Raw genomic sequence first — 20,543 nt, forward strand, 5'->3', positions numbered from 1 at the left:
ACCCTCGGGCGGGGTCAAGAAGGGCGGGCATATGTGCGCCATCGCACGGTGGCGGCTCCTGCGACGGCAGCTGTAGGCAATGAGATAAACCCGGCGTGCAACACTATGAATTTCACCATGAAGCCCGCCAGTTCCACAATTGCCCCAAATCTATTGTAGAGGCTGTTGGGATCAAGAGTGGAGATGACCGCGATTGTGCCGAAAAAGGTGGCGATGGGAACAGAAAATGCCATGGCCAACGCGCCATTGAGGATGAGATAATTCCCGCCTTTGCCCGGCATGCGTGCCAGTAGGGACCATAAAGCTGTTGTCGCAAGGGCCATGATAAGGCCCGTATAGCACAGGGCAATCAATTCGGCTCCAGGCGCATAGGCTTTAGCCGCACTATATCCCAATACCGCGCCAACAATAAACCCGACGCCAGCCAGCGGCCTCACCACGCCCTGAGGCGCATGCCCGGATGAGCTGATGCCCCGGTGGTGAGGGGTGAGTGGCGCATGGCTCTTCATGAGAGTGCCTGTTTGCAGAATAGGTGCATCAAAAATGCTCTCACTGTCCATTCCGGGCTTTGGCTGCGAAGCGCACGGCTTCCTCACCCGCCCGGAAGAGTGCGCTGGCTTTATTGATACATTCCTGCTGCTCACTTTCGGGCACGGAATCGTAAACAATGCCGGCACCGGCCTGCACATACATGCGCCCGTCTTTCACCACGGCTGTGCGCAGAACGATGCAGGTATCCATTTCGCCATTAGCGCCAAAATAGCCAATTGCCCCAGCATAAATGCCGCGCTTGTCTTTCTCCAGCTCATCAATGATTTCCATGGCGCGCACTTTTGGAGAGCCGGAAACCGTGCCCGCCGGAAAGCCCGCCGAAAGCACATCAAGAGCGTCACAACCCTCGGCGAGCCGGCCCTCAACATTGGAAACGATGTGCATCACCTGACTGTAGCGCTCGATGAAGAAGCTGTCGGTCACCTTCACACTGCCGATCTGAGAGACGCGGCCGGTATCATTTCGCCCCAGATCAAGCAGCATGAGATGTTCAGCGCGCTCCTTCGGGTCTGCCAGAAGTTCTGTAGCGAGCGCTTCATCCTCGGCCGGAGTGGCGCCACGCTTGCGGGTGCCGGCAATGGGGCGGATGGTGACAGTTCCATTGCGCAGACGCACCAGAATCTCGGGGCTGGAACACACCACCGAGAAGCCCTCAAAATTGAGATAAACGAGGAACGGAGCCGGGTTCACCCGTCGCAGGGCCCGATACAGAGAAAAGGGCGGCAGTGAAAACGGGCTTTCAAACCGTTGTGACAGCACGACCTGAAAAATATCGCCCGCGCGAATATAGTCCTTCGCCTTTTCCACCATCGCCCGATATTCGGCTGGGCTCGTATTGGAAACGGCTTCCACATCCCCATGGAAAGGCTGTGGGGCAGGGTGGGCGAAGGCGCCTTCGAGAGAAGTGACAATCTGCTCAAGTCGCTCCTGAGCTGTCTCATAGGCGGCACGTGCGCTCACGCCCTGATGCGGACGCACTGGCGTTACGACCGTCAGCTCATCCTTCACGGCATCAAATACAACCATGATGGTGGGGCGCAGCAGCAAGGCTTCCGGCACACTGATAGGGTCGGGCTTGGCGGGAGCCAGCCGCTCCATCTGCCGCACCATGTCATACCCCAGATAGCCAAACACCCCAGCAGCCATTGGGGGCGCGCCTTCCGGGAGATCAATCGCGGATTCTGCCAACAGGTTGCGCAAAGCCTTGAGGGGCGGTTCTGCACAAGGCTCAAAAGCGTTCTTGTCCTGATCCGGGATACGGTTCACCTCAGCCAGATTGCCGGAAGCGCGAAAGATGAGATCCGGCGCAAGACCGATCATGGAATAGCGCCCGCGTGCCTCTCCGCCTTCGACGGATTCCAACAGGAAACTGTTGGGCGTATTGCCGGCAATTTTCAAAAAGGCGGAAACAGGCGTTTCAAGATCCGCCACCAGGCTGGTTGTGACCACCTGAACTTTGCCCGCCTCATACGCGCGGGCAAAGGCTTCGAAATCAAAAGACTGCGTCACTGTCAGTCCACCTTAATTCGCGTCACCGGAACCGACAGCCTGTGCCAGCGCCTGAGGGTTGATCTTCACGCCGATCTGTTCCTGCACAGTGGCAAGATATTGCAGCAGAATATCATTTTCCATCTGTTGGGAGATTTGCTGCGCAATATGGCTTTCCTGAGCGGCGGACAGCTGAGGCGACATGATTTTGGTGATCTGGAAAACCACTCGATCCGGCGCAGTAGCAGCGGCAGCTTCACTGAGCCCGCCATCCTGAGCATCGAAGACTTGCTGAAGAGCATCAACCGTGAATGCGCCATTGGCACGACCACGCATCAAACCATCCGCAATTTGCAAAGGCAGGTCGGCTTCCGCAGCTACCTGGGCCAGAGGTGTTCCAGCCTGGGCGCGGGCCAGCAACTCCTGTGCACGTACTTCCACGGCCTTGGCTGTTTCAGAAGCTTGCCAGCGCGCCATGACTGCGGCTTTCGCTTCCTCGAAGGTGCGGTCCCGAGCCGGAGTTATTTCAAGCGTTTCGAGCCAGACAAATCCTTCCTGGTCGGGAAGTTGCACTGTCTCCGCTTCGATATTGGGATCTGTGTCAAAGGCAGTGTCCACCACCTGCTTGCCGCCGGGAATATCGGCCGGAGCCCCGGTGGCTGTGCGCCCGGAGCGATCCACTTCAGCAAATGTTTGAAGCTTCAATCCCAGCTTCTGAGCGGTCTCCGCGAGGGTGGAACCAGAAGCGCGCTCATCTTCTACGGCATCATGTTCATCAAGCAGGCGTGCCTGAGCCTGACGCATCGCAATTTCATGTTCAAGCTGTGCGCGAACCTGTTCAAACGGGCGCACGCTTTCCGGCTGAATCTGCGTCACCTGCACCAGAACCGAACCAAAGCGGCCTTTCACCGGCGCGCTCACGCCGCCCTTCTCCAGAGAAAAGGCTGTTTCCGCCACCTTGGGGTCAAGAATGGCTGAGCGCTCAACCAACCCCAAATTGGTATCTGCTGCTGAAAGTCCCTGCTCCTGCGCGATATCGGCGAAGGACGCACCGTTCTCCAATTTCTGCGCTGCGGCTGTGGCGTCTTCAGGCTTGGTGAAAACGATCTGGTGGACTTCCCGTCGCTCGGGCTGTCCGAAGCGGGTTTTGTCTGCCTCATAAGCAGCGCGAAGTTCATCATCGCTGATTGAGATATTGCCAAGGATGGCCTCAGGCGTGAGAGCCAGTACGGCAATCTTGCGATATTCCGGCGCGCGGAAGGTCATCTTGTTGGCTTCGAAATAAGCCTTCAGCTGCTCATCCGTCGGTGCCGGCGGTTCTTTCACGGCTTTGGGCGAGATGAGGATGTAGGACACATTGCGAGCCTCTCCCTCATAGCGCTCAACGGCATCCACCATCACCTTGGGGGCCTTCAGACCCTCGGCAAAGGATTGCACGAGCTGCTGGCGCATCACACGCTGTTTTTCGGCCGCGATGAAACGTTGTTCGGTCATGCCATTGGCACGCAGCAGGCGGGCAAAATAGTCCGGGTCGAAAGCCTCCGCTCCCGGCGGGCGATAGCCGGGATTGTTCCGAACCTCTTCGGCAATCTGTTCATCGCCAATGACCAGCCCCATACGGGCAGCCTGCTCATTCAGTGTGGCGTCGGCGATCATCTGGTTCAGCACTCGCCGATCCAGCCCGAAAGCGCGCGCTTCATCGGGCGTGACCGCCCGGCCCATGCTCTGCCCCAGCTGCTGTACCTGATCCAGATAGCGCTGGCGGAATTCTGCGGTAGAAATGTCTGTATTGCCGACACTGGCCACATCTGTCGCGCTCATGCCTCGAAAAACGTCGGCAATACCCCAGACCAGAAAGCTGAAGGTGAGGAGTACGAGGAAGATCTTGGCGATCCAGCCGGAGGTGCCCTTGCGGAGTTTTTGAAGTGCCATCGTCCAGTCGTCTGATATTGCGGGCGCAAAGCCGGTGCGGAAGCGGCGCATCATAGGGAGGGGGCGCTAGGCAGGCAACGGGGCGATTAACCCTTTCCGGCAGAGCGGGGCAGGGACTCACAGATGCCAGCCAATGTTTTCCCGTCTCCATTTGCAGCCCGCTGCCACCTCTGCTAGAGCCCGATCAAGGCTATCCCAAGGCTTGGGTGGCCCACATAAAGAGGCCGGAACATCCCGGCCGGGCCTGAATTTCAGGCGGGTTTCGCCCTGCACGTTCAGGGCACCCATTATTTTGGGAGAAGAATAGCCATGGCAGCGCCGCGCCGCGTTCTGATTGTTGGAAACTGGAAGATGAACGGCTCCCGCCAATCAAAGCAGGAGCTGGAAGCCATGGTGAAAGGGCTGAACCCGGCCTTTTCCAGCGTGGCTGATATCATGGTGTGCCCGCCGGCCATTCTTCTGGCCGAGCTGGCGGGGGGGGCTGTCAGCCCCATCCGCTTTGGCGGGCAGGATTGTCACCATAATGCCAGCGGTGCTCATACCGGCGATATTTCGGCGGAAATGCTCAAGGAATCCGGGGCTGATTCTGTCATTCTCGGCCACTCGGAGCGTCGTGCGGATCATGGCGAGGGTGATGCAATTGTCCATGCCAAGGTAAAAGCCGCCTGGCGCGCTGGCCTGCTCCCCATTGTATGCGTGGGTGAAACGCTGGAACAGCGTGATGCTGATGAAGCTGCGGCCGTAGTGGCGAGGCAGGTGCGTCAGTCTATTCCTGAAGGCGCGACGGGTGAGAATCTTGTCGTGGCTTATGAGCCGATCTGGGCCATCGGCACGGGCCGGACGCCGACGCCGGAAGATGTGGCGCAGGTCCATGCCAGCATCCGCCACGTTCTGAATGAGCGCTTTGGCGAAGAGGGCGAAAAGATTCGCATTCTTTATGGCGGCTCGGTGAAGCCGGAAAATGCAAAGACGCTGCTGGCCGTGGCCAATGTTGATGGAGCATTGGTGGGCGGCGCAAGTCTGAAGGCTGAGGATTTCCTCGGCATTGCCCACGCGGCTCTGTGAGTTTGAGCGACCGGGCATAGAATTGGCCGGGTTCAGAAGAATCAGTAAGGGCGCTCCCGTGATGATCGGAAGCGCCCTTTTGCATGGGAAACATGCCGAAATCCTGCATCAAATAAAATGGGCGCGACAGGTTTCTGCCGCGCCCATTGATAATGAAAGCAAGCCGTTTCAGCCTTAAAAAGTGATGAGGCCGATCATCTGCTGCACAAGGCTCAGCTCCTCGCCGCTGGTGGGCGTAGTCTGCGATACGAAATCGAACACCTTGCCGTCCTTCTCACCATATTCAGCGACGCGGGCCACCTTGCGGTTCTTGTCAAAATAAACGGCGATGACCCGCTGCTTGGTGATTTCCGGCTTCAGGAAGGCGACTCGCTTCTCTGTCTGAGAAATATAATAGAAAACCTCGCCATTCACGGTGGCGACGGTGGAGGGCGTGCCCAGAACGAGCAGAACCTTTTCCTGGCTGGAGCCGACCGGCAACTGTTCCAGAGCGCCTTCACTCAGCACATAGCCGCGCTGATAAGTGCGCGTTACGCCGGAAAGGCTGGTGCCTGAGCCATTGATGCTGTTTTCGATGTTTGCGCAGGCCGAAAGGGTGGAGGAGGTTGCCAGAAGCGCAAGAGCCAGTAGGGGCCATGTTCTGGAAACGCGGTGTTTTCCTTCCACAGATTCACAAGCAGAAGCGTGGTTGCCGCCGGGCTGCCGCGATGTCTCGAAGTGCTGTGTACCCACGCCGTTCCTCATTCTTCCTTTGGCCGAACCGGCGCATTTGTCCGCAACAGGCCGAACATTTCAACCGTGATGACGCCAAAAGCCTTGCCAGTCCGCTTCCGCGGCGCTACCCCGCAGAGCAAGCCCTCATATGGGGATAAGCCCTGCCCGATTCTTAAGCGCGATGTTTAAATTTTTCAGCTCAGCCAAAAACCGCGCGATTATCGAGCGCCTCTACGGCGCGATCGTGGCACAATCGCGACAGCCCGTATTCTATACGGAATTCTCCATCCCCGATACGCGCGAAGGGCGTTTCGAGTTGGTGGTTCTCCACACGGTTCTCCTCTGTCATCGCCTGAAGGGTGGAGACAAGCTCGAAAAATCCATGTCTCAGGATATTTTCGACGCATTTGCTGATGATATGGATCGCACCTTGCGGGAGATGGGGGTCGGAGACCTTTCCGTTCCCAAGCGGATGAAGAAAATTGGTGCGGCCTTTTATGGACGTGCCGCGGCCTATGATGCCGGGTTGGCGGCGCAGGATAATACCATTTTGGCCCAGGCCTTGGCTCGTAATATGCTGGATAGTGAAGACAGCGCGCCTGTTGAAGCTCTGGCGGTTTATGTGCGCGCTGCTGCGATGAAGCTGCGTGAAACGTCCTTTTCCACCTTGGCGCAAGGGGATTTGCCCTGGCCTGCGCCGGATCAGTTTCAAGGGTGAGCCATGACGGAAACCGAACACCCCACAGAACAGCCGGCGCAGGATGAAGCTCCGCTGCCGCTGTCCAAGCCGGTTGCGATCACCGATATTGGCCCTACGGGCCTCAACATTCGCTTGGTGCCGGACGAGGCTGTGCGCGCCGAACTGGCGCGCTATGTGAATGTGCTCGCTGTCCCGTCCTTTCTCGCCCAGATTCATCTGGAGCCCGAAGGCAAGGCCGGTTTCCATGTGACGGGTGAAATCAAGGCAACCGTTCGGCAAACCTGTGGCGTCACTCTGGATGAGTTTGATGCCCCGTTGCTGGAAGAAATTGATGTGCATTTCGTCCCCGAAGGCACGCCTCGGCCTCCCGAATCGGAAGACGATGAAACATATGATCCGCCAGATGAAATTCTGAATGGCCAGATTGATGTCGGCGCGCTCGCCACGGAATTTCTGGCCTTGGGAATCGAGCCCTACCCTCGCAAGCCGGGGGCTGTTTTCCAGCAGCCTGACATGGATGCAACTGGGCTTTCGCCCTTTGCGGCCCTGTCCCGTCTGAAAGACCCATCCTGAACTCCGCGCCGGATCGTGATGGTTATGGTTGCGATGTGCCGGAGAGGCGTTATTGTCCGCCCACCGATGAGGGAACGGCGAAGTTTTGCCTTAAGGCTAGCTGTGCGATACGTCAGCTGTGCGGCTATGCGTTTCGTGGCCGTAAAAGTTTTGCAGCCCTGCGCACCAGCTTCCGCCCGTCTGGGGACGCGCTTTCTCCGCACGGGCGATATTTTTATGATTTCATCGTGTTACTGAACAAGAAAGCCTGCCCCAAATGACTGCATCCGTCCGTATCGCTCTCGACGCCATGGGGGGAGACCATGGCCCTGAGACGGTTCTTGCCGGAGCGGAAATTGCGCTTGGGCAGCACCCTGACCTGTCATTCCTTCTGTATGGCGATTCTGAGCGTTTGGCCGAGGTGCTGACGGCTCATCCCAAACTCGCGGCTGTTTCTACGGTTGTGCATACCGATGTTGTGGTGGGTATGGATGACAAGCCCAGCCAGGCTCTGCGCCGCGGGCGATATAAGTCTTCCATGTGGTGCAGCATTGATGCTGTGAAGCACAAAAAGGCTGATGCGACCGTATCCGCCGGTAATACCGGCGCTCTCATGGCTATGGCAAATTTCAACCTGCGCACCATGGCGGGCATCAGTCGGCCGGCAATTGCAGCCATCTGGCCCACCCTGCGGGGGGAAAGTGTGGTTCTGGATGTGGGCGCATCCATTGGCTACACCTCCAAGAGTCTGGTCGAAATGGCGATCATGGGCTCGGCCATGGCGCATGTGGTCTTCGATATTGAAGCGCCGACCGTCGGCCTGCTGAATATCGGCGTGGAGGAGATCAAGGGTGTGGAGGAAGTGCGCGAAGCCGGCAGGATTTTGCGCGAAGAGCACTTGCCCGTGAATTATCATGGCTTTGTGGAAGGCAATGATATCGGCGCCGGCACTGTCGATGTGGTGGTGACGGAGGGCTTCTCCGGGAATATCGCCCTGAAAACCGCAGAGGGAACAGCCAAACAGCTCGCGTCCTATCTGCGTGCCGCCATGGGGCGCACCATGCGTTCACGCATTGGCTATCTGTTCGCGCGGGATGCGTTCAGGATATTGAAAGAGAAAATGGACCCCCGCCGTTCCAATGGCGGTGTTTTCCTTGGTCTTAACGGTATTGTTATTAAAAGCCACGGTGGGGCGGATGCTGAGAGTTTTGCAGCCGCCGTGGATCTCGCCTATGACATGGTGCGCCATCAGTTGCTTGCGCGCATCGAAGCCAGTCTTGTCAGCCGTCGCCCGCCGGAACAGGTGGCGAACGCGCTCCAGCCAGCCGGTGCGGAAGGACAATCGTGAGCGGTATCAGGTCTGTTACCCGGGGTATCGGGTCTTATCTTCCGGAACACATTCTGACAAACGCAGCGTTGTCCGAACGTATCGACACGTCTGATGAATGGATCGTTCAGCGTACGGGCATCTGCCAGCGCCATATTGCGGCTGAGGGAGAGTACACCTCTCATCTCGGGCTGGTCGCAGCGCGTAGGGCGCTTGAAGATGCCGGCATGGACGCGCAAGATATTGATCTCATCATTCTGGCCACGTCCACGCCGGACCAGACCTTTCCCGCCACATCGGCCACCATTCAGGCCGAGTTGGGGATCACGCAAGGCGCTGCCTTTGATGTGCAGGCTGTATGCTCCGGTTTTGTGTTCGCCCTGACCACAGCGGATGCTCATTTGCGCACGGGGGCCTTCCGTCGCGCTCTGGTGATTGGTGCGGAAACATTTTCCCGCATTCTTGACTGGAAAGACCGCGGCACCTGTGTGCTCTTCGGCGACGGAGCCGGCGCTATGGTTTTGGAGGCCATTCCAGAGAGCGAAGCCAATGGGGCAGGGGTTCTCACCTCCCACTTGCGCACAGATGGACGCCACCGCCACAAGCTTTATGTCGATGGTGGGCCTTCAACCACAGGTACGGCAGGGCATTTGCGGATGGAAGGCCGAGAGGTCTTCAAGCATGCTGTTGGCATGATTACCGACGTGATTGAAGACGCTTTTGCCGCCACCGGCGAAAGCGCTGAGACGATTGACTGGTTCGTGCCCCATCAGGCGAACCGTCGCATCATTGATGCCAGTGCTCAAAAACTTGGAATCGCCCCTGAGAAGGTGGTGGTCACCGTCGACAAGCACGGCAACACCTCTGCGGCCTCTATTCCTCTGGCGCTTGATGTTGCCCATAAAGACGGGCGTTTGCGCAAAGGTGACCTGGTTCTGATTGAGGCTATGGGCGGCGGTTTTACCTGGGGGTCCGCTCTGTTACGCTGGTGACGTGCGAAGAACATTGACCCGGCTTGCCGCCCTTGGATAGTCTGATGGCAACTTGGTGGGTGGGGTCCATCGTAATCGGTCAGAGGAAACTCTTGCCCACGGTGGTGTTTTCGCTCACACAGGAAGAAGAGAGTTGCAGGGCTTGAAGTATCAAAACACTTCAAGCCGGCAACAAGATTTCTGAGGGGTTGGGGGCACATGGCTGGTCGGACAGTGACGCGCGCGGATTTGTGTGAGGCCGTCTATCAGCAGGTCGGCCTGTCCCGGACAGAATCTGCGGCCTTGGTCGAACTCGTTCTGAAAGAGATCGCTGATTGTCTGGTTCAGGGTGAGACGGTGAAGCTCTCATCCTTTGGGTCTTTTGTTGTTCGCGACAAGGGGCGACGCATTGGCCGCAATCCCAAAACGGGTGAGGAAGTGCCGATTGAACCGAGGCGCGTCATGGTCTTCAAGCCTTCCAGTATTCTGAAAAACCGCATCAATGGCATCAAGTCTGATGAGACTGACGCCGATTGAAGTCGCTACCGTTTCAGGTGTGTTTTCAGGGTATTAGAGCAAGATCTTCACCTGTCTTGTGAAAGGCGATACAGTCTTGTGATTGTATCGCTGCGCGGCGAGTCGTCGCAGTGACCGGGTTGAGCGGCCCGCACGAAACTCGAAAATGTAGACAGGTGACTGACGTGCGCGAGACCGAAAAGGATCCCGACGCCTTTCGAACGATCAGTGAAGTGGCTGAAGACCTCTCATTGCCGCAGCATGTTCTGCGCTTCTGGGAGAGCCGTTTCCATCAGATCCGCCCGGTCAAGCGCGGCGGGGGGCGGCGCTTTTACAGGCCGGAGGATGTCGATCTCCTGCGTGGTATTCGCTACCTTCTCTATGAAGAAGGCTACACCATCAAGGGTGCGCAGAAGGTTCTGAAAGAGCAGGGCATTCGCCATGTTCAGGATCTTGGCATGGAGGCGGATGCAGCCGCCATGCGCAGCGCTGATGACGTGGCGGATATTACGCCAGAACAAGACGAATCTGGTTTCAGTGGTTTGTTGGGTGGCTTGCTGCCCCGTCGGCGCTCAAAAGAAGCCGAAGACTCAAGCCCTCTCCATACAGAACCTTCCTTTGAAGCAGATTCTGCCGGAGACGAGCCGCACCTGCCTTTTCCAGAACTCAGCAGCCCTCCTCCCTCATCCCAGGGGCATGTCGGAAATGAGCCCATGCGTGGACGCGCAATGGCTCAGCGCGTGGAGGAACGCCGTTTCGAGGATGGCCGGTATGAAGAGCGTATCTATGAGGAGCATCGTTTTGAGGGGGATTTGAAGGCCCTGAAAAATGTGGGCGATGATCGTGTTGCGCCAAACAAGCCTGCTCCCAATGTGCCGCAGAATGAAGTGGATCACTCTCAGCTAGAGCATCATTCAGACAGCATTTCCCCGAGTCTTAAAGATCCTTCTTTCGCGCCGACGGTGCATGAGGGGCGGGCAGAGCAGGGGGATGAGCTCAAGCGCCCTGTACGCTCTGATGTTTCTCTCCAGCGGCCGAGTCGCGGGCCCGCTGCGCATATTTCATCAGTTCCTTATCCCGAATTGTCAGACCCCATGTTGCCTTTCATGGAAGAGGCTGGGCCGGAAGACGAGTTTTCCGAATCTCTCGAAGAGCGGATTCGACGGCTGAAAGCGCAGGATCAGGCGACGGGGAGTTCGAATGAGCCGGGCCCTCCGAACGAATATGTACCTCTTCGTTATCGGCATGTTCCGCACGAGGAGAGCTCAACAACCGGTGTTGCTTCCGGCGATATGGAGCCTGATGATTTTCCAGCTATCGTGCGGCCGGTAGACGCGCCGGTCTCTCCGGTTCATGAGGCGAAGCAGGACGGCTCTCTGGAAGAGCAAAGCCATCTTTTTGAGAACACGCCTCCTGCTGATATCTGGAATGGAGATCGGCAGGAAGATAATGAAATGACTGGAGAACAAGATACGTCTCCCGCCATGGCACCGTCTGATTTTACGAGCCCGAGCGCAGTTGAGAGTGCGCCCGCAAACTACAACAGCAATATCGCTTCTGACCCTTCACAAGAAGGCATGAGCCCCCCACATTTTGAACGATCATCTGAACCGCAGGAGGGACCGGATATGGACACGTCTGCACGGCCGCGCCGCTTTGGCCCCTTCACTGAGCCGGTTGTGGAAGAGTATGATCTTCCTTCTCTCGATAGTGCTCGTTTGGCTGAAGTTCGGGGATCTGCGCGTCCACTGGGCTGGGGTGAGGATTCGCCTCCCCGGCCGGCACCTCGGCAAGGAGGCTATTGGGATGCGGAAGCGCGCCCGGAGCTTATGCCGCGTCCTACGCAACCTCACATGCGCTACGGTGTAGACCCCCTGGATACAGTTCAGGCAGAGAGCCATGCTTATGCTCACTCTCTGCAACCGCCCAGAACGGATATGCGCATGAGCGGGCAGGGGGTGCTGCCAGTCTTATCTCGAGATGACATCCACCGTCTTCAGGCTGCGCTCTATGAGTTGAGCGAATGCCAGAGATTGATGGCGGATATTCTGGAAGAGAAAAAAACGTGAAATAATAGCAGGCGGACCTTGAGATTGCGCCTTGGCCCGCCCACTTCTGTGGCAGCTGCCTTCACTTCACGACAGTCAGGGTTACATGTGTCAGCCCCTGTTGAGTGAAGCCGAGATGGCGCGCGGCTGCACGCGAAACATCAATAACGCGCCCTCGAATGAAGGGGCCGCGATCATTGATCCGTACCACAACACTGCGTCCATTCCGCTTGTTTGTTACGCGCACCTTTGTGCCAAACGGCAGTGAGCGATGTGCCGCAGTCATGGCTTCTGGATTGAAGCGCTCGCCATTCGCAGTGCGCTGGCCCTGCCAGTAATATGAGGCGATGCCGGTGGAGCTGTCCGCCCGCGCCGTTCCTGTTGCGAGAGCGCTCGCGACAAGGCACAGAGCAGCACAAGACAATACCACGGGTTTTTTCATTCGCCCGACCTTCCGGTTGTTACAAGAGGCGGTCGAAATGACGGCTGAATTTGTTTACAATGTCACGATACCGCGGTGAATATGGGGAATCTGCCCATCTTTGCCAAGACTGGGACACAATCCCGTCATGCGCTTTCATTTTTCCACAGATTCTCAGGCGGATGGCGTTTCAATGTCTCAAACTGGGCTTGTGCGTTTCAGAATGATGCGTTACACGTTCGCCCATCAAGTCGGAGCGTAGCGCAGCCCGGTTAGCGCACTAGTCTGGGGGACTAGGGGTCGGAGGTTCAAATCCTCTCGCTCCGACCATTCACCCTCTTTTACAGAGGGTCGGGCAAAACAAGACATCGAATAGACTGCCACGAATTATCACCGCGGTGGTCTTTTTGTGTTTGTTGTTGGCAAGCATATGCTTGGACAGAAGGCCTTAACCGGCATAGATGAGTGAGAAGGCGCGATTCCCGCTGCGCTCATGATCAAATGCCATTTTTGAGGTGTCCATGTCGCTCACAGTCACCATTCTTGGCTGCGGTTCTTCTGGCGGTGTGCCGCGTGTCGGGCAGGGCTGGGGGGCTTGCAATCCGGCTGATCCTCGCAATAGACGGCGGCGCTGTTCCATCCTGGTCGAGAAGACGGGGCCTCATGGCACGACCACGGTTCTGGTTGATACATCTCCAGATGTGCGGGAGCAGCTTCTGGATGCAAATGTCTCCAATCTGGATGCAGTGTTGTTCACCCACGCCCATGCGGATCATATGCATGGTATTGACGATCTGCGACCGCTCTCTCTCATGCATGACAAGCGCATCGACATTTATGCCGATGAAAGCACTTTGCGTGCCCTAAAGAAGCGTTTTGGATATTGCTTCGAAACGCCGAGTGGCAGTTCCTATCCGCCCATTCTCACCAGCCACCGTTTCAGCGCCGGTAAGACCATTATCGTGAATGGGGCAGGCGGGATAATAGAGGCGCTGCCTTTTCGTCAGCACCACGGAGATATTGATTCATTCGGTTTCCGCTTCGAAGGGATAGCCTATTCCAGCGATATTAATGCGGTGCCGGAGCAGAGTCATGATGCCTTGCAGGGGCTTGATGTGTGGATTGTAGACGCCCTGCGGGAGCGTCCTCATCCTTCACATTTCTGCCTCCAGGCTAGCCTGGACCACATTGCTCAGTTTGCACCACGACAGGCGGTGCTGACCAATATGCATACTGATTTTGATTTTCAGGCCCTGAGCCAACGCCTTCCAGAGCATGTAGTGCCAGCATATGATGGAATGAAAGTGGAATCTCGTTAACTACACTTGAGAGGCGTCAATTGTTGGTGCGCCTCTCAAGTTTTAGCTGCTTGATAAGTCGCGCCTCGAGTCCATTGAAAAAGTGGGGCTATTTGGCATGACGCATATGGTTAATGCTGACATTGTGCCGGTTGCCGCAATTGCCATATTCGTTAATAACTGATCCCGCCCCTCATTGAATGTTCCATAATATATCTTCTGCGAATTTCTTTTGAGCAACCAGATGGCCTTCAGCTCCCGAGCCATGATATGTGACGCGCTTTCAGAACAGCTGGAAATCGGAGAGCAGCAGTCTGTATCCTGCTGCCGCGCCCTGCCCCGGATCTACAGTGTCACTGTGAACCCCGGCGCATCTAAAATGCTATAAGCGCCTGACATTCGGCCATCAGGGATAGAGCCATGGCGTCCGCCAATGATATTGCCCATCTGCTTGCCATTATGGAGGCGTTGCGTACCCCACAAACCGGCTGCCCGTGGGATTTGGAGCAATCCTTCGAAACCATAGCCCCTTATACGCTGGAAGAGGCGTATGAGGTTGCTGACGCCATCTCGCGCGGGGATATGGCGGATCTTCAAGAGGAGCTGGGTGACCTGCTATTTCAGGTGGTCTTTCATGCTCGTCTGGCGGAAGAGGTCGGACATTTCTCATTTGATGATGTGGTGGGTAGCATTTCGGAAAAGCTCACACGGCGTCACCCGCACGTCTTTGGAGAGGCGCGTCAGCTGTCTCCCAATGAGGTGAAGGGCATATGGGCGCGCATCAAAGCCGAAGAAAAGCGATTGAAGGCCGATAAACGCGCGGCTGCTGGCCTGCCTCCGAAAGAGGAAGAAAAGGGTGTACTGGGAGGCATCGCCCTGCCCTTGCCGGCCATGACCCGAGCTTTAAAATTGCAGGAAAAAGCCAGCAGCGTGGGGTTTGACTGGAATGATGCTCATGCCGTTCTCGCGAAAATCCGCGAAGAAACGGATGAGGTGGAAGAAGCCCTCAGCGAAGGTGGGCCTGAGGCCATTCGTGAAGAGATTGGAGATCTGCTGTTCGCGGTCGTCAATCTGGCGCGTCACGCAGGTGTGGAGCCGGAGCGCGCCTTGCGTGGCACCAATGAGAAGTTCACACGCCGCTTTCGTTATATTGAGCAGATGCTTGAAGCCGAGAATCGCGCGCCAGAGGTCGCATCTCTGGAAGAAATGGAAGCCCTGTGGCAGCAGGCAAAGCGCCAGGAAAGCTGAGCTTGTCTTCCAAAGGGCAGGGCGGAAGCCCTGCCCTTTTCTCATATGCTTTCAAGTCTGACTATGTGCCTCTGGAGAGACACGAACGGCCCCGGTGCCGAAACGGCGTGTCACCAGCGGTACGCGCTCTGGCAAAATGCGCAGAACAACATGCAGGGTGCCCCCATCATCTATGTTGCGCTCCAGAACCTCACCATGGCGATACAACCAGCCCAAGCCTTCGCCATCTCCTGCATCCAGTTCAACATGCAGCATGGCGCGACCAGCTGTGATGTGATGCTCGATCAGATCAAGAAGCTGACCAGCCCCCTCACCTGTCAAAGCAGAAACCGCAACGGGACCACCGGCCCCATCCTGTCTCTGTCGTTGATTTTCAAGCTGTTCCAGCTGTTCCGCCGTCAACCTGTCAATCTTGTTCCAGACTTCAACAACGCGACCGCCCGGAGCGGGATCAACCCCCAGATCCTCCAGCACATCTGCCACATCATGTGCCTGCGCTTCGCTATCCGGGTGGGAAATGTCGCGCACATGCAATACCAGATCCGCCTCCAGCACCTCTTCCAGCGTGGCCCGGAAAGCCGCAACAAGCTGTGTTGGCAACTCCGAGATGAAGCCCACCGTATCCGACAGGATAATGCGGGTGCCATGCGGCAGATCCACGGCTCTCAGGGTTGGGTCCAGCGTGGCGAAGAGAAGATCCTGCGCCATCACCTCTGCACGGGTTAGCCGGTTGAAAAGGGTGGATTTGCCAGCATTGGTGTAGCCCACCAGAGCCACCACAGGATAAGGTACTCTTTTGCGACTGGCCCGATGAAGGCCGCGCGTGCGTTTGACCTGCTCCAGATCCTTCTCGATGCGCACAATGCGCTCGCCGATCATGCGGCGGTCAGCCTCAATCTGCGTTTCACCGGGGCCACCCAGAAAGCCAAAGCCACCGCGCTGCCGTTCCAGATGGGTCCAGGAACGGACGAGGCGAGAGCGTTGGTAGTTCAGGTGGGCAAGCTCGACTTGCAACGCACCTTCACGTGTCCGGGCACGTTTGCCGAAGATCTCCAGAATCAAGGCTGTCCGGTCCACCACCTTGGTGGACCATGCCTTTTCAAGATTGCGCTGCTGAACCGGCGTGAGGGCCGCATCAAAGAAGACGAGATCAATTTCCTCCGTCTTCACGATCTCCGCCACCTCATCAACCTTACCGCCCCCCAGATAGGTTGCAGGCTTGATTTCAGGCAGCGAGACGAGTGCAGAATGCACCACATGCAATTCAATCGCGGCGGCAAGCCCCACGGCCTCATCCAGCCGGGCTTCCGGGGCCCGGCGTTCAGCGCCTGCATTGCGGGCACGTTTTGTCAGATAAGGCGTGATGACCGCACAACGTGTGGGGTGAACACGATGGTCCACCCCTTGCACTGGCGCCTCGGCGCGCGGCTCTACAGCACGTTCGGAAGAAGCGGGTGCAGTACCGCTCTGCTCCTCCCTGTCCGGTGTATTTTCATATGGCGTATCGGAGCGCGGCTCCACGGGCTCAGGCCCTCTCGGAATGATCGTCTGTTGGGTCAAAGAGTTGAACCGGCTGTCCCGGCATGATGGTAGAAATGGCATGCTTGTAGACGAGTTGGGAATGCCCATCCCGACGCAGCAGCACGCAGAAATTATCGAACCAGGTCACAACGCCCTGGAGTTTGACCCCATTGACCAGAAAGATGGTGAGGGGTGTCTTGCTCTTGCGGACATGATTGAGAAACGTGTCCTGAAGATTCTGTGTCCGTTCCGCCGCCATATTCGTATCCATTTGTTTCGGCGTGAGACCCGCTTGCGAAGCATCAGAAATGCTGGGCACGCCTGCGGGAGTTTATTGGTCTAAAATGACACAGCCCAGAAGCAGTGCAACCGTCTTTTGCCATAAGGCATAGCCTGTTCCCCTGCGTGCAAAGCTATACATTAAGGACAAATCTCGGCAAAGTCATGAAACTGTTGCCTGAGTTGACAGGCAACAGGACCGGGCGCGCCCTGCCCTATTGGCCGGCCATCCAGTTGAACCACGGGCATCACCAGCGCTGTAGCAGCGGTAATAAACGCCTCGGCAGCTTCGTGAGCTTCCCTGAGAGTAAAGGCGCGCTCTTCCAGAGCCAGTCCCAGTGCCGCAGCCTCTTCCATAACCACGGTGCGGGTTATGCCCCGCAAGATGCCATGCTCTGCCGGTCGGGTCACCAAAGTTCCGGCCAGGGTCACGATCCATGCATTACTGGAAGCGCCTTCAGTGACAAAGCCGTTTGCATCCACTAACCAGGCTTCCTGGGCGCCAGCCTCCCTGGCGGCCTGTTTCGCCAGCACATTGGGCAGAAGGCCGACGGTCTTGATATCGACCCTCTCCCAGCGATTATCCGGCAGGCTGATAACACGTATGCCTTCAGCGGCGGCCTTCTGGCGAGCGGCCGAGTTAAGGGCGCGGGCTGTCACCACAATACCCGGTGGAGTGCCTGCCGGAGGAAAGACCTGGTCGCGAGGGGCCACGCCTCGTGTGATTTGCAGATAGACAAGACCATTGCGCACCCTGTTGCGGCGCGCGGTTTCCTTCAGCACCCGTTCAAGCGCGGCCCGGCTCATGGGAGATGGAATGCGCAAGGCTGCAAGCGAACGATCCAGCCTGTCGAGATGAAGGCGCATGTCGATCAGGTGCCCGTTTCGCACCTCGCAAACCTCATACACGCCATCAGCAAACTGATAGCCCCGGTCTTCCACATGAACCTGAGCCGCACCGTGGGGAACATAACGGCCATTGACATAGGCAATGCGCGACATGAGACTTTCAGCCCTTTCGAGCTTTTCTTGTTTTCAAGTGCGCCAGAAGGCGAAATGAAGGGTGACGAACAAGCCCACAAGTTCCAAACGCCCGGCCACCATGGCCAGACCGGCCACAATCACCGAGCCTGTCGGCAAAGTAGAAAGGCTGGGCCAATCAACTCCGCCAGCATCATAGACCGGGCCGGTATTTGAAACCACAGCCGCAGCCGCAGCCAAGGCTGCATCCAGATTGGGCAGACCTGGGCTGAGAGCAATGATGCAGAGGCCGAATGTAGTGAACAATGTTGCCAGCGCTACCCACACTCCACGCATGGAGGAACTGATATCACCTTGCTCCAACGCTGCCGGCTGCACCAGATTGGGATAAACCAGACGCAACAGATCACCCCTGGCACGCAACAGCATGGCGCGCAGGCGCATCATCTTCAGCCCGCCCGCAACGGAAAGCGCACCGCCGCCGAGCAACACCACAAAGATCACCAGCAACAATGGCAGATTGCGATAGCTGCCATCATGCGGCCCGATACCACTCGTGGCAATGAGTGAAGCGGCACTGAAAAAGCCATCCCGCACGGCCAGAAATGGTGGCAAATCAAGAGTGCGAACAAGAATGGCTCCGATGAGTATCCCCAGTCCACCCCACCACAGAAGCAAAACAAGGCTTTCCTTCTGCTCCGGCGAATTGTTCAGACGGCGTGAAAACAAGGTCCGGTGCCATAGAATGCTGGTCGCACTCCAGAGCAAAAATGGCATGAGAAGCCATTTCGGGCTGCTATCAATTGCCAAGGCGAGCCGGGCTTCCGGTGGCAGATGCGCTCCGGCGGAAGACACCGCAGAGGCCAGCGTGAAAGAGACATAAAAACTCTGCCCGCTCACCACCAGAGCCAGCAGGGCAAGCACAGTGCCGCCGACATAAAGCGGTACAATCTCGTGCAACACGCTGCGCAAATCCACCACATCCGGCGCCATGCCACCACGAGGGGCTCTATCTGGAAGACCCCCCAAGCCGGTTGGGGCGATAACAGCGACGACGGAAGCCAATGTCAGCAGCCCACCTGCCCATTGCAGCAGGGCAAACCACACATAAAGGCTGGCGGGGGCCCGATCCACCGCCGTCAGACCCGTTGCGGTGAAGGCAGAGACAGCCTCCAGCCATGCGGCGAGGGGCGGAAGACCGGAAACAACGGCAATTGCCGGTGTTGCGGCCAGCGGGGGCACCAGCCACAGAAGCGTCAGCCCAACCAGCCCGTCAGCGCGCCGAAACCGAAAAGTGCTGCCTTCTGTCGTAAAGCGCAAAGCGCCCGCCAGAAAAATACAGAAAGCGGCCGTGGCCAGAAAAACCGGCGCATGGGCTTGCCCGGTGCGCGCAGAAACAATAGCCGGCAGAATAGCCATTGCACCAATGGCAGCCAGAGCGCCGGAAAGAGGGCGAGCAGAATTAATCATCGCCGTACGATTCAGAAGAACTCAAGCGCGACGCGGAACAATTGCTCCACCCGCTTGATACGTTCTGCAAGGGCAAACAACACCACCCGGTCATTGGCGCGCACCACCATATCGCCCCGCGGCTGCATCACCTTGCCATCGCGCAGAATGGCCCCGATACGCAATCCATCCAGCGTATCAAGATCCCGCAACTGCTTACCAACTAGCGGAGAGGTTTCCAGCGCCTCAGCTTCAATCAGTTCGCCTGAGCCATCCAGCAGCGCATGGACCCCGCGGATACGCCCGCGCCGCACATGCTGCAACACGCGTGAAACCGTGATCTGGCGTGGATTGACATGAGCATCAATACCCAGCCCGCGCGCAAAGGCGGCATAGCCCTGCTCGTTCAGCAGCGCCAGAATGCGCCGCGCCCCAAGCTGGCGTGCCAGAAGACAAGAGAGAATGTTGATGCGGTCATCATTGGTGAGAGCCACCATGATGTCCGCTTCACCCACACCAGCCTCATCCAGAATGGACTGATCCAGCGCATCACCATTCAGCACCACGGTGCGATTCAGATGCTCTGCCGCCTCTTGCGCCTTCGCACGGTTTTTCTCAATCAGCTTGATACGCGCGAGCGGATTGCGCCGTTCCAGCTCTCTGGCAACATAATAGCCAATATTGCCACTCCCGGCGATGAGGATGCGCTGGCTCGGCAATTCATCATAGCCAAAGATGGAGAGCGTGCGCTGAACCTGATCCGCCTGGGTGACGAAGTAGGCTATATCGCCAACCTGCAACTGTTCCAGCGCTGTGGGGACGATGGTTTTTCCTTCCCGGCTCACGGCAACAATCGTTGCCTGCGCCTCGGGGAAGAGCTGGGTGAGCTGGTTCAGCGGTGTATCGACAATGGGGCAATCTTCACGACACACCACGCCGGCAGCCACAATGGCGCCATCCGCGAAGCTCACAGTATCAATGGCGCCGGGCAGAGAGAGCCGACGCAAAACCATTTCACCGACTTCGATTTCAGGTGAAATCACCACATCAATCGGCAGGTGATCCCGCGAGAAAAGGTCACTCCATTCCGGCGCGAGATAGGTCTGGGCACGAATGCGGGCCACCTTTGTGGGCACATTGAACAAGGCATGCGCCACTTGGCAGGCAACCATATTCACCTCGTCATGCAAGGTGACGGCGATAATCATGTCCGCCTGATCAATACCCGCGCGGGCCAGCACATCTGGATGAGCCCCCCAGCCAACAATGCCGCGCACATCCAGCTGTTCTGTCACCATCTGAATCTGACGTGCATCTGAATCAATGATGGAAACATCATTCTGCTCGGCGGCGAGACGCTCGGCGATGCCGAATCCGACCTGCCCCGCCCCGCAGATAACGACTCGCATGAAGCCCCCTTGCAGCCCGCAAATGCCCGGCCCGTGCCGCTTTGCGCCCATATCAGGCCGGCCATTGGGCCG

At 57.5% G+C, this 20,543-nt stretch carries 19 protein-coding genes, 1 tRNA gene and 1 pseudogene; 11 read left to right on the top strand and 10 right to left on the bottom strand.

The window, feature by feature from the left end; genetic code table 11:
• Positions 1-14: 14 nt before the first annotated feature.
• From ACT6QH_RS04225 to ACT6QH_RS04235, 3 genes are read right to left on the bottom strand one after another with little or no spacing between them, the layout of a single operon-like run.
• The gene (locus ACT6QH_RS04225) at positions 15-560 is read right to left on the bottom strand and encodes a hypothetical protein (RefSeq protein WP_444973567.1); all 546 of its coding nucleotides are present in this window, start codon (positions 558-560) and stop codon (positions 15-17) included.
• A complete protein-coding gene (trpE, locus tag ACT6QH_RS04230; RefSeq protein ID WP_444973568.1) occupies positions 550-2,061 on the bottom strand; it encodes an anthranilate synthase component I in 1,512 nt (503 codons plus the stop codon). Before trpE ends, ACT6QH_RS04225 begins: the two co-directional genes overlap by 11 nt.
• Before the next feature lie 12 nt (positions 2,062-2,073).
• Positions 2,074-3,972, bottom strand: coding sequence for a SurA N-terminal domain-containing protein (locus tag ACT6QH_RS04235; protein ID WP_444973569.1), 1,899 nt, complete (start codon positions 3,970-3,972; stop codon positions 2,074-2,076).
• 309 nt (positions 3,973-4,281) lie between these two features.
• Here ACT6QH_RS04235 and tpiA point away from each other — a divergent pair, with 309 nt between their 5' ends.
• Positions 4,282-5,037: a triose-phosphate isomerase gene (tpiA, locus tag ACT6QH_RS04240; RefSeq protein ID WP_444973570.1), complete on the top strand. Its 756-nt coding sequence runs from the start codon at positions 4,282-4,284 to the stop codon at positions 5,035-5,037.
• A 174-nt stretch (positions 5,038-5,211) separates the two neighbouring features.
• On the opposite strand, the gene ACT6QH_RS04245 is transcribed toward tpiA, so the two are convergent.
• Positions 5,212-5,649 (bottom strand): outer membrane protein assembly factor BamE, encoded by a 438-nt coding sequence (locus ACT6QH_RS04245; RefSeq protein ID WP_444973628.1) that lies wholly within the window; start codon positions 5,647-5,649, stop codon positions 5,212-5,214.
• Between the two features lie 250 nt (positions 5,650-5,899).
• Here ACT6QH_RS04245 and ACT6QH_RS04250 point away from each other — a divergent pair, with 250 nt between their 5' ends.
• The 7 genes and pseudogenes from ACT6QH_RS04250 to ACT6QH_RS04280 all read left to right on the top strand — a co-directional run bounded on the left by ACT6QH_RS04250 (position 5,900) and on the right by ACT6QH_RS04280 (position 11,886).
• Positions 5,900-6,469: a ubiquinol-cytochrome C chaperone family protein gene (locus ACT6QH_RS04250; RefSeq protein ID WP_444973571.1), complete on the top strand. Its 570-nt coding sequence runs from the start codon at positions 5,900-5,902 to the stop codon at positions 6,467-6,469.
• Positions 6,470-6,472: 3 nt separating this feature from the next.
• Entirely contained in the window at positions 6,473-7,024 is a 552-nt protein-coding gene (locus ACT6QH_RS04255) for a YceD family protein (RefSeq protein WP_444973572.1), read from the top strand.
• 256 nt (positions 7,025-7,280) lie between these two features.
• Positions 7,281-8,351, top strand: coding sequence for a phosphate acyltransferase PlsX (plsX, locus tag ACT6QH_RS04260; protein ID WP_444973573.1), 1,071 nt, complete (start codon positions 7,281-7,283; stop codon positions 8,349-8,351).
• On the top strand, positions 8,348-9,322 hold the full coding sequence (locus tag ACT6QH_RS04265) for a beta-ketoacyl-ACP synthase III (RefSeq protein ID WP_444973574.1): 975 nt from the start codon (positions 8,348-8,350) through the stop codon (positions 9,320-9,322). Before plsX ends, ACT6QH_RS04265 begins: the two co-directional genes overlap by 4 nt.
• A gap of 198 nt (positions 9,323-9,520) precedes the next feature.
• Positions 9,521-9,838 carry an integration host factor subunit alpha gene (locus ACT6QH_RS04270; RefSeq protein ID WP_444973575.1) on the top strand — a complete coding sequence of 106 codons (318 nt, stop codon included), beginning with the start codon at positions 9,521-9,523 and terminating at the stop codon, positions 9,836-9,838.
• Between the two features lie 164 nt (positions 9,839-10,002).
• A pseudogene (locus ACT6QH_RS04275) lies at positions 10,003-10,272 on the top strand (MerR family transcriptional regulator); the annotation flags it as partial.
• Positions 10,273-10,296: 24 nt separating this feature from the next.
• Positions 10,297-11,886 carry a hypothetical protein gene (locus ACT6QH_RS04280; protein ID WP_444973631.1) on the top strand — a complete coding sequence of 530 codons (1,590 nt, stop codon included), beginning with the start codon at positions 10,297-10,299 and terminating at the stop codon, positions 11,884-11,886.
• Positions 11,887-11,947: 61 nt separating this feature from the next.
• Here ACT6QH_RS04280 and ACT6QH_RS04285 read toward each other — a convergent pair whose 3' ends face one another.
• Complete coding sequence (locus ACT6QH_RS04285; RefSeq protein ID WP_444973576.1) at positions 11,948-12,307, bottom strand: septal ring lytic transglycosylase RlpA family protein; 360 nt, start codon at positions 12,305-12,307, stop codon at positions 11,948-11,950.
• 231 nt (positions 12,308-12,538) lie between these two features.
• Here ACT6QH_RS04285 and ACT6QH_RS04290 point away from each other — a divergent pair.
• From ACT6QH_RS04290 to mazG, 3 genes are all read left to right on the top strand, one after another.
• Positions 12,539-12,616: transfer RNA gene (locus ACT6QH_RS04290), tRNA-Pro, on the top strand.
• Between the two features lie 191 nt (positions 12,617-12,807).
• Positions 12,808-13,605, top strand: a complete 798-nt coding sequence (locus ACT6QH_RS04295) for an MBL fold metallo-hydrolase (protein ID WP_444973577.1) — start codon at positions 12,808-12,810, stop codon at positions 13,603-13,605.
• Positions 13,606-14,004: 399 nt separating this feature from the next.
• On the top strand, positions 14,005-14,832 hold the full coding sequence (gene mazG, locus ACT6QH_RS04300) for a nucleoside triphosphate pyrophosphohydrolase (protein WP_444973578.1): 828 nt from the start codon (positions 14,005-14,007) through the stop codon (positions 14,830-14,832).
• A 51-nt stretch (positions 14,833-14,883) separates the two neighbouring features.
• On the opposite strand, the gene hflX is transcribed toward mazG, so the two are convergent.
• From hflX to trkA, 5 genes are all read right to left on the bottom strand, one after another.
• Entirely contained in the window at positions 14,884-16,242 is a 1,359-nt protein-coding gene (hflX, locus tag ACT6QH_RS04305) for a GTPase HflX (RefSeq protein WP_444973629.1), read from the bottom strand.
• A gap of 115 nt (positions 16,243-16,357) precedes the next feature.
• Positions 16,358-16,612 carry an RNA chaperone Hfq gene (hfq, locus tag ACT6QH_RS04310; protein WP_444973579.1) on the bottom strand — a complete coding sequence of 85 codons (255 nt, stop codon included), beginning with the start codon at positions 16,610-16,612 and terminating at the stop codon, positions 16,358-16,360.
• Between the two features lie 161 nt (positions 16,613-16,773).
• Positions 16,774-17,634 carry a D-amino-acid transaminase gene (locus ACT6QH_RS04315; protein WP_444973580.1) on the bottom strand — a complete coding sequence of 287 codons (861 nt, stop codon included), beginning with the start codon at positions 17,632-17,634 and terminating at the stop codon, positions 16,774-16,776.
• Positions 17,635-17,667: 33 nt separating this feature from the next.
• Positions 17,668-19,083 (bottom strand): hypothetical protein, encoded by a 1,416-nt coding sequence (locus ACT6QH_RS04320; RefSeq protein ID WP_444973581.1) that lies wholly within the window; start codon positions 19,081-19,083, stop codon positions 17,668-17,670.
• Between the two features lie 11 nt (positions 19,084-19,094).
• The gene (gene trkA, locus ACT6QH_RS04325; protein ID WP_444973582.1) at positions 19,095-20,471 is read right to left on the bottom strand and encodes a Trk system potassium transporter TrkA; all 1,377 of its coding nucleotides are present in this window, start codon (positions 20,469-20,471) and stop codon (positions 19,095-19,097) included.
• Positions 20,472-20,543 lie beyond the last annotated feature (72 nt).

This window comes from Haloleucobacter albus (genome assembly GCF_052492075.1).

Excerpts from the sequence above, each read along its gene's own strand:
- ACT6QH_RS04250 (WP_444973571.1), top strand. The coding sequence starts at position 5,900 with ATGGGGATAAGCCCTGCCCGATTCTTAAGCGCGATGTTTAAATTTTTC.
- ACT6QH_RS04295 (WP_444973577.1), top strand. The coding sequence starts at position 12,808 with ATGTCGCTCACAGTCACCATTCTTGGCTGCGGTTCTTCTGGCGGTGTG.
- tpiA (WP_444973570.1), top strand. The coding sequence starts at position 4,282 with ATGGCAGCGCCGCGCCGCGTTCTGATTGTTGGAAACTGGAAGATGAAC.
- trkA (WP_444973582.1), bottom strand. The coding sequence starts at position 20,471 with ATGCGAGTCGTTATCTGCGGGGCGGGGCAGGTCGGATTCGGCATCGCC.
- ACT6QH_RS04285 (WP_444973576.1), bottom strand. The coding sequence starts at position 12,307 with ATGAAAAAACCCGTGGTATTGTCTTGTGCTGCTCTGTGCCTTGTCGCG.
- plsX (WP_444973573.1), top strand. The coding sequence starts at position 7,281 with ATGACTGCATCCGTCCGTATCGCTCTCGACGCCATGGGGGGAGACCAT.
- ACT6QH_RS04315 (WP_444973580.1), bottom strand. The coding sequence starts at position 17,634 with ATGTCGCGCATTGCCTATGTCAATGGCCGTTATGTTCCCCACGGTGCG.
- ACT6QH_RS04280 (WP_444973631.1), top strand. The coding sequence starts at position 10,297 with ATGCGCAGCGCTGATGACGTGGCGGATATTACGCCAGAACAAGACGAA.
- ACT6QH_RS04235 (WP_444973569.1), bottom strand. The coding sequence starts at position 3,972 with ATGGCACTTCAAAAACTCCGCAAGGGCACCTCCGGCTGGATCGCCAAG.
- ACT6QH_RS04255 (WP_444973572.1), top strand. The coding sequence starts at position 6,473 with ATGACGGAAACCGAACACCCCACAGAACAGCCGGCGCAGGATGAAGCT.
- ACT6QH_RS04320 (WP_444973581.1), bottom strand. The coding sequence starts at position 19,083 with ATGATTAATTCTGCTCGCCCTCTTTCCGGCGCTCTGGCTGCCATTGGT.
- hfq (WP_444973579.1), bottom strand. The coding sequence starts at position 16,612 with ATGGCGGCGGAACGGACACAGAATCTTCAGGACACGTTTCTCAATCAT.
- ACT6QH_RS04270 (WP_444973575.1), top strand. The coding sequence starts at position 9,521 with ATGGCTGGTCGGACAGTGACGCGCGCGGATTTGTGTGAGGCCGTCTAT.
- ACT6QH_RS04225 (WP_444973567.1), bottom strand. The coding sequence starts at position 560 with ATGGACAGTGAGAGCATTTTTGATGCACCTATTCTGCAAACAGGCACT.
- mazG (WP_444973578.1), top strand. The coding sequence starts at position 14,005 with ATGGCGTCCGCCAATGATATTGCCCATCTGCTTGCCATTATGGAGGCG.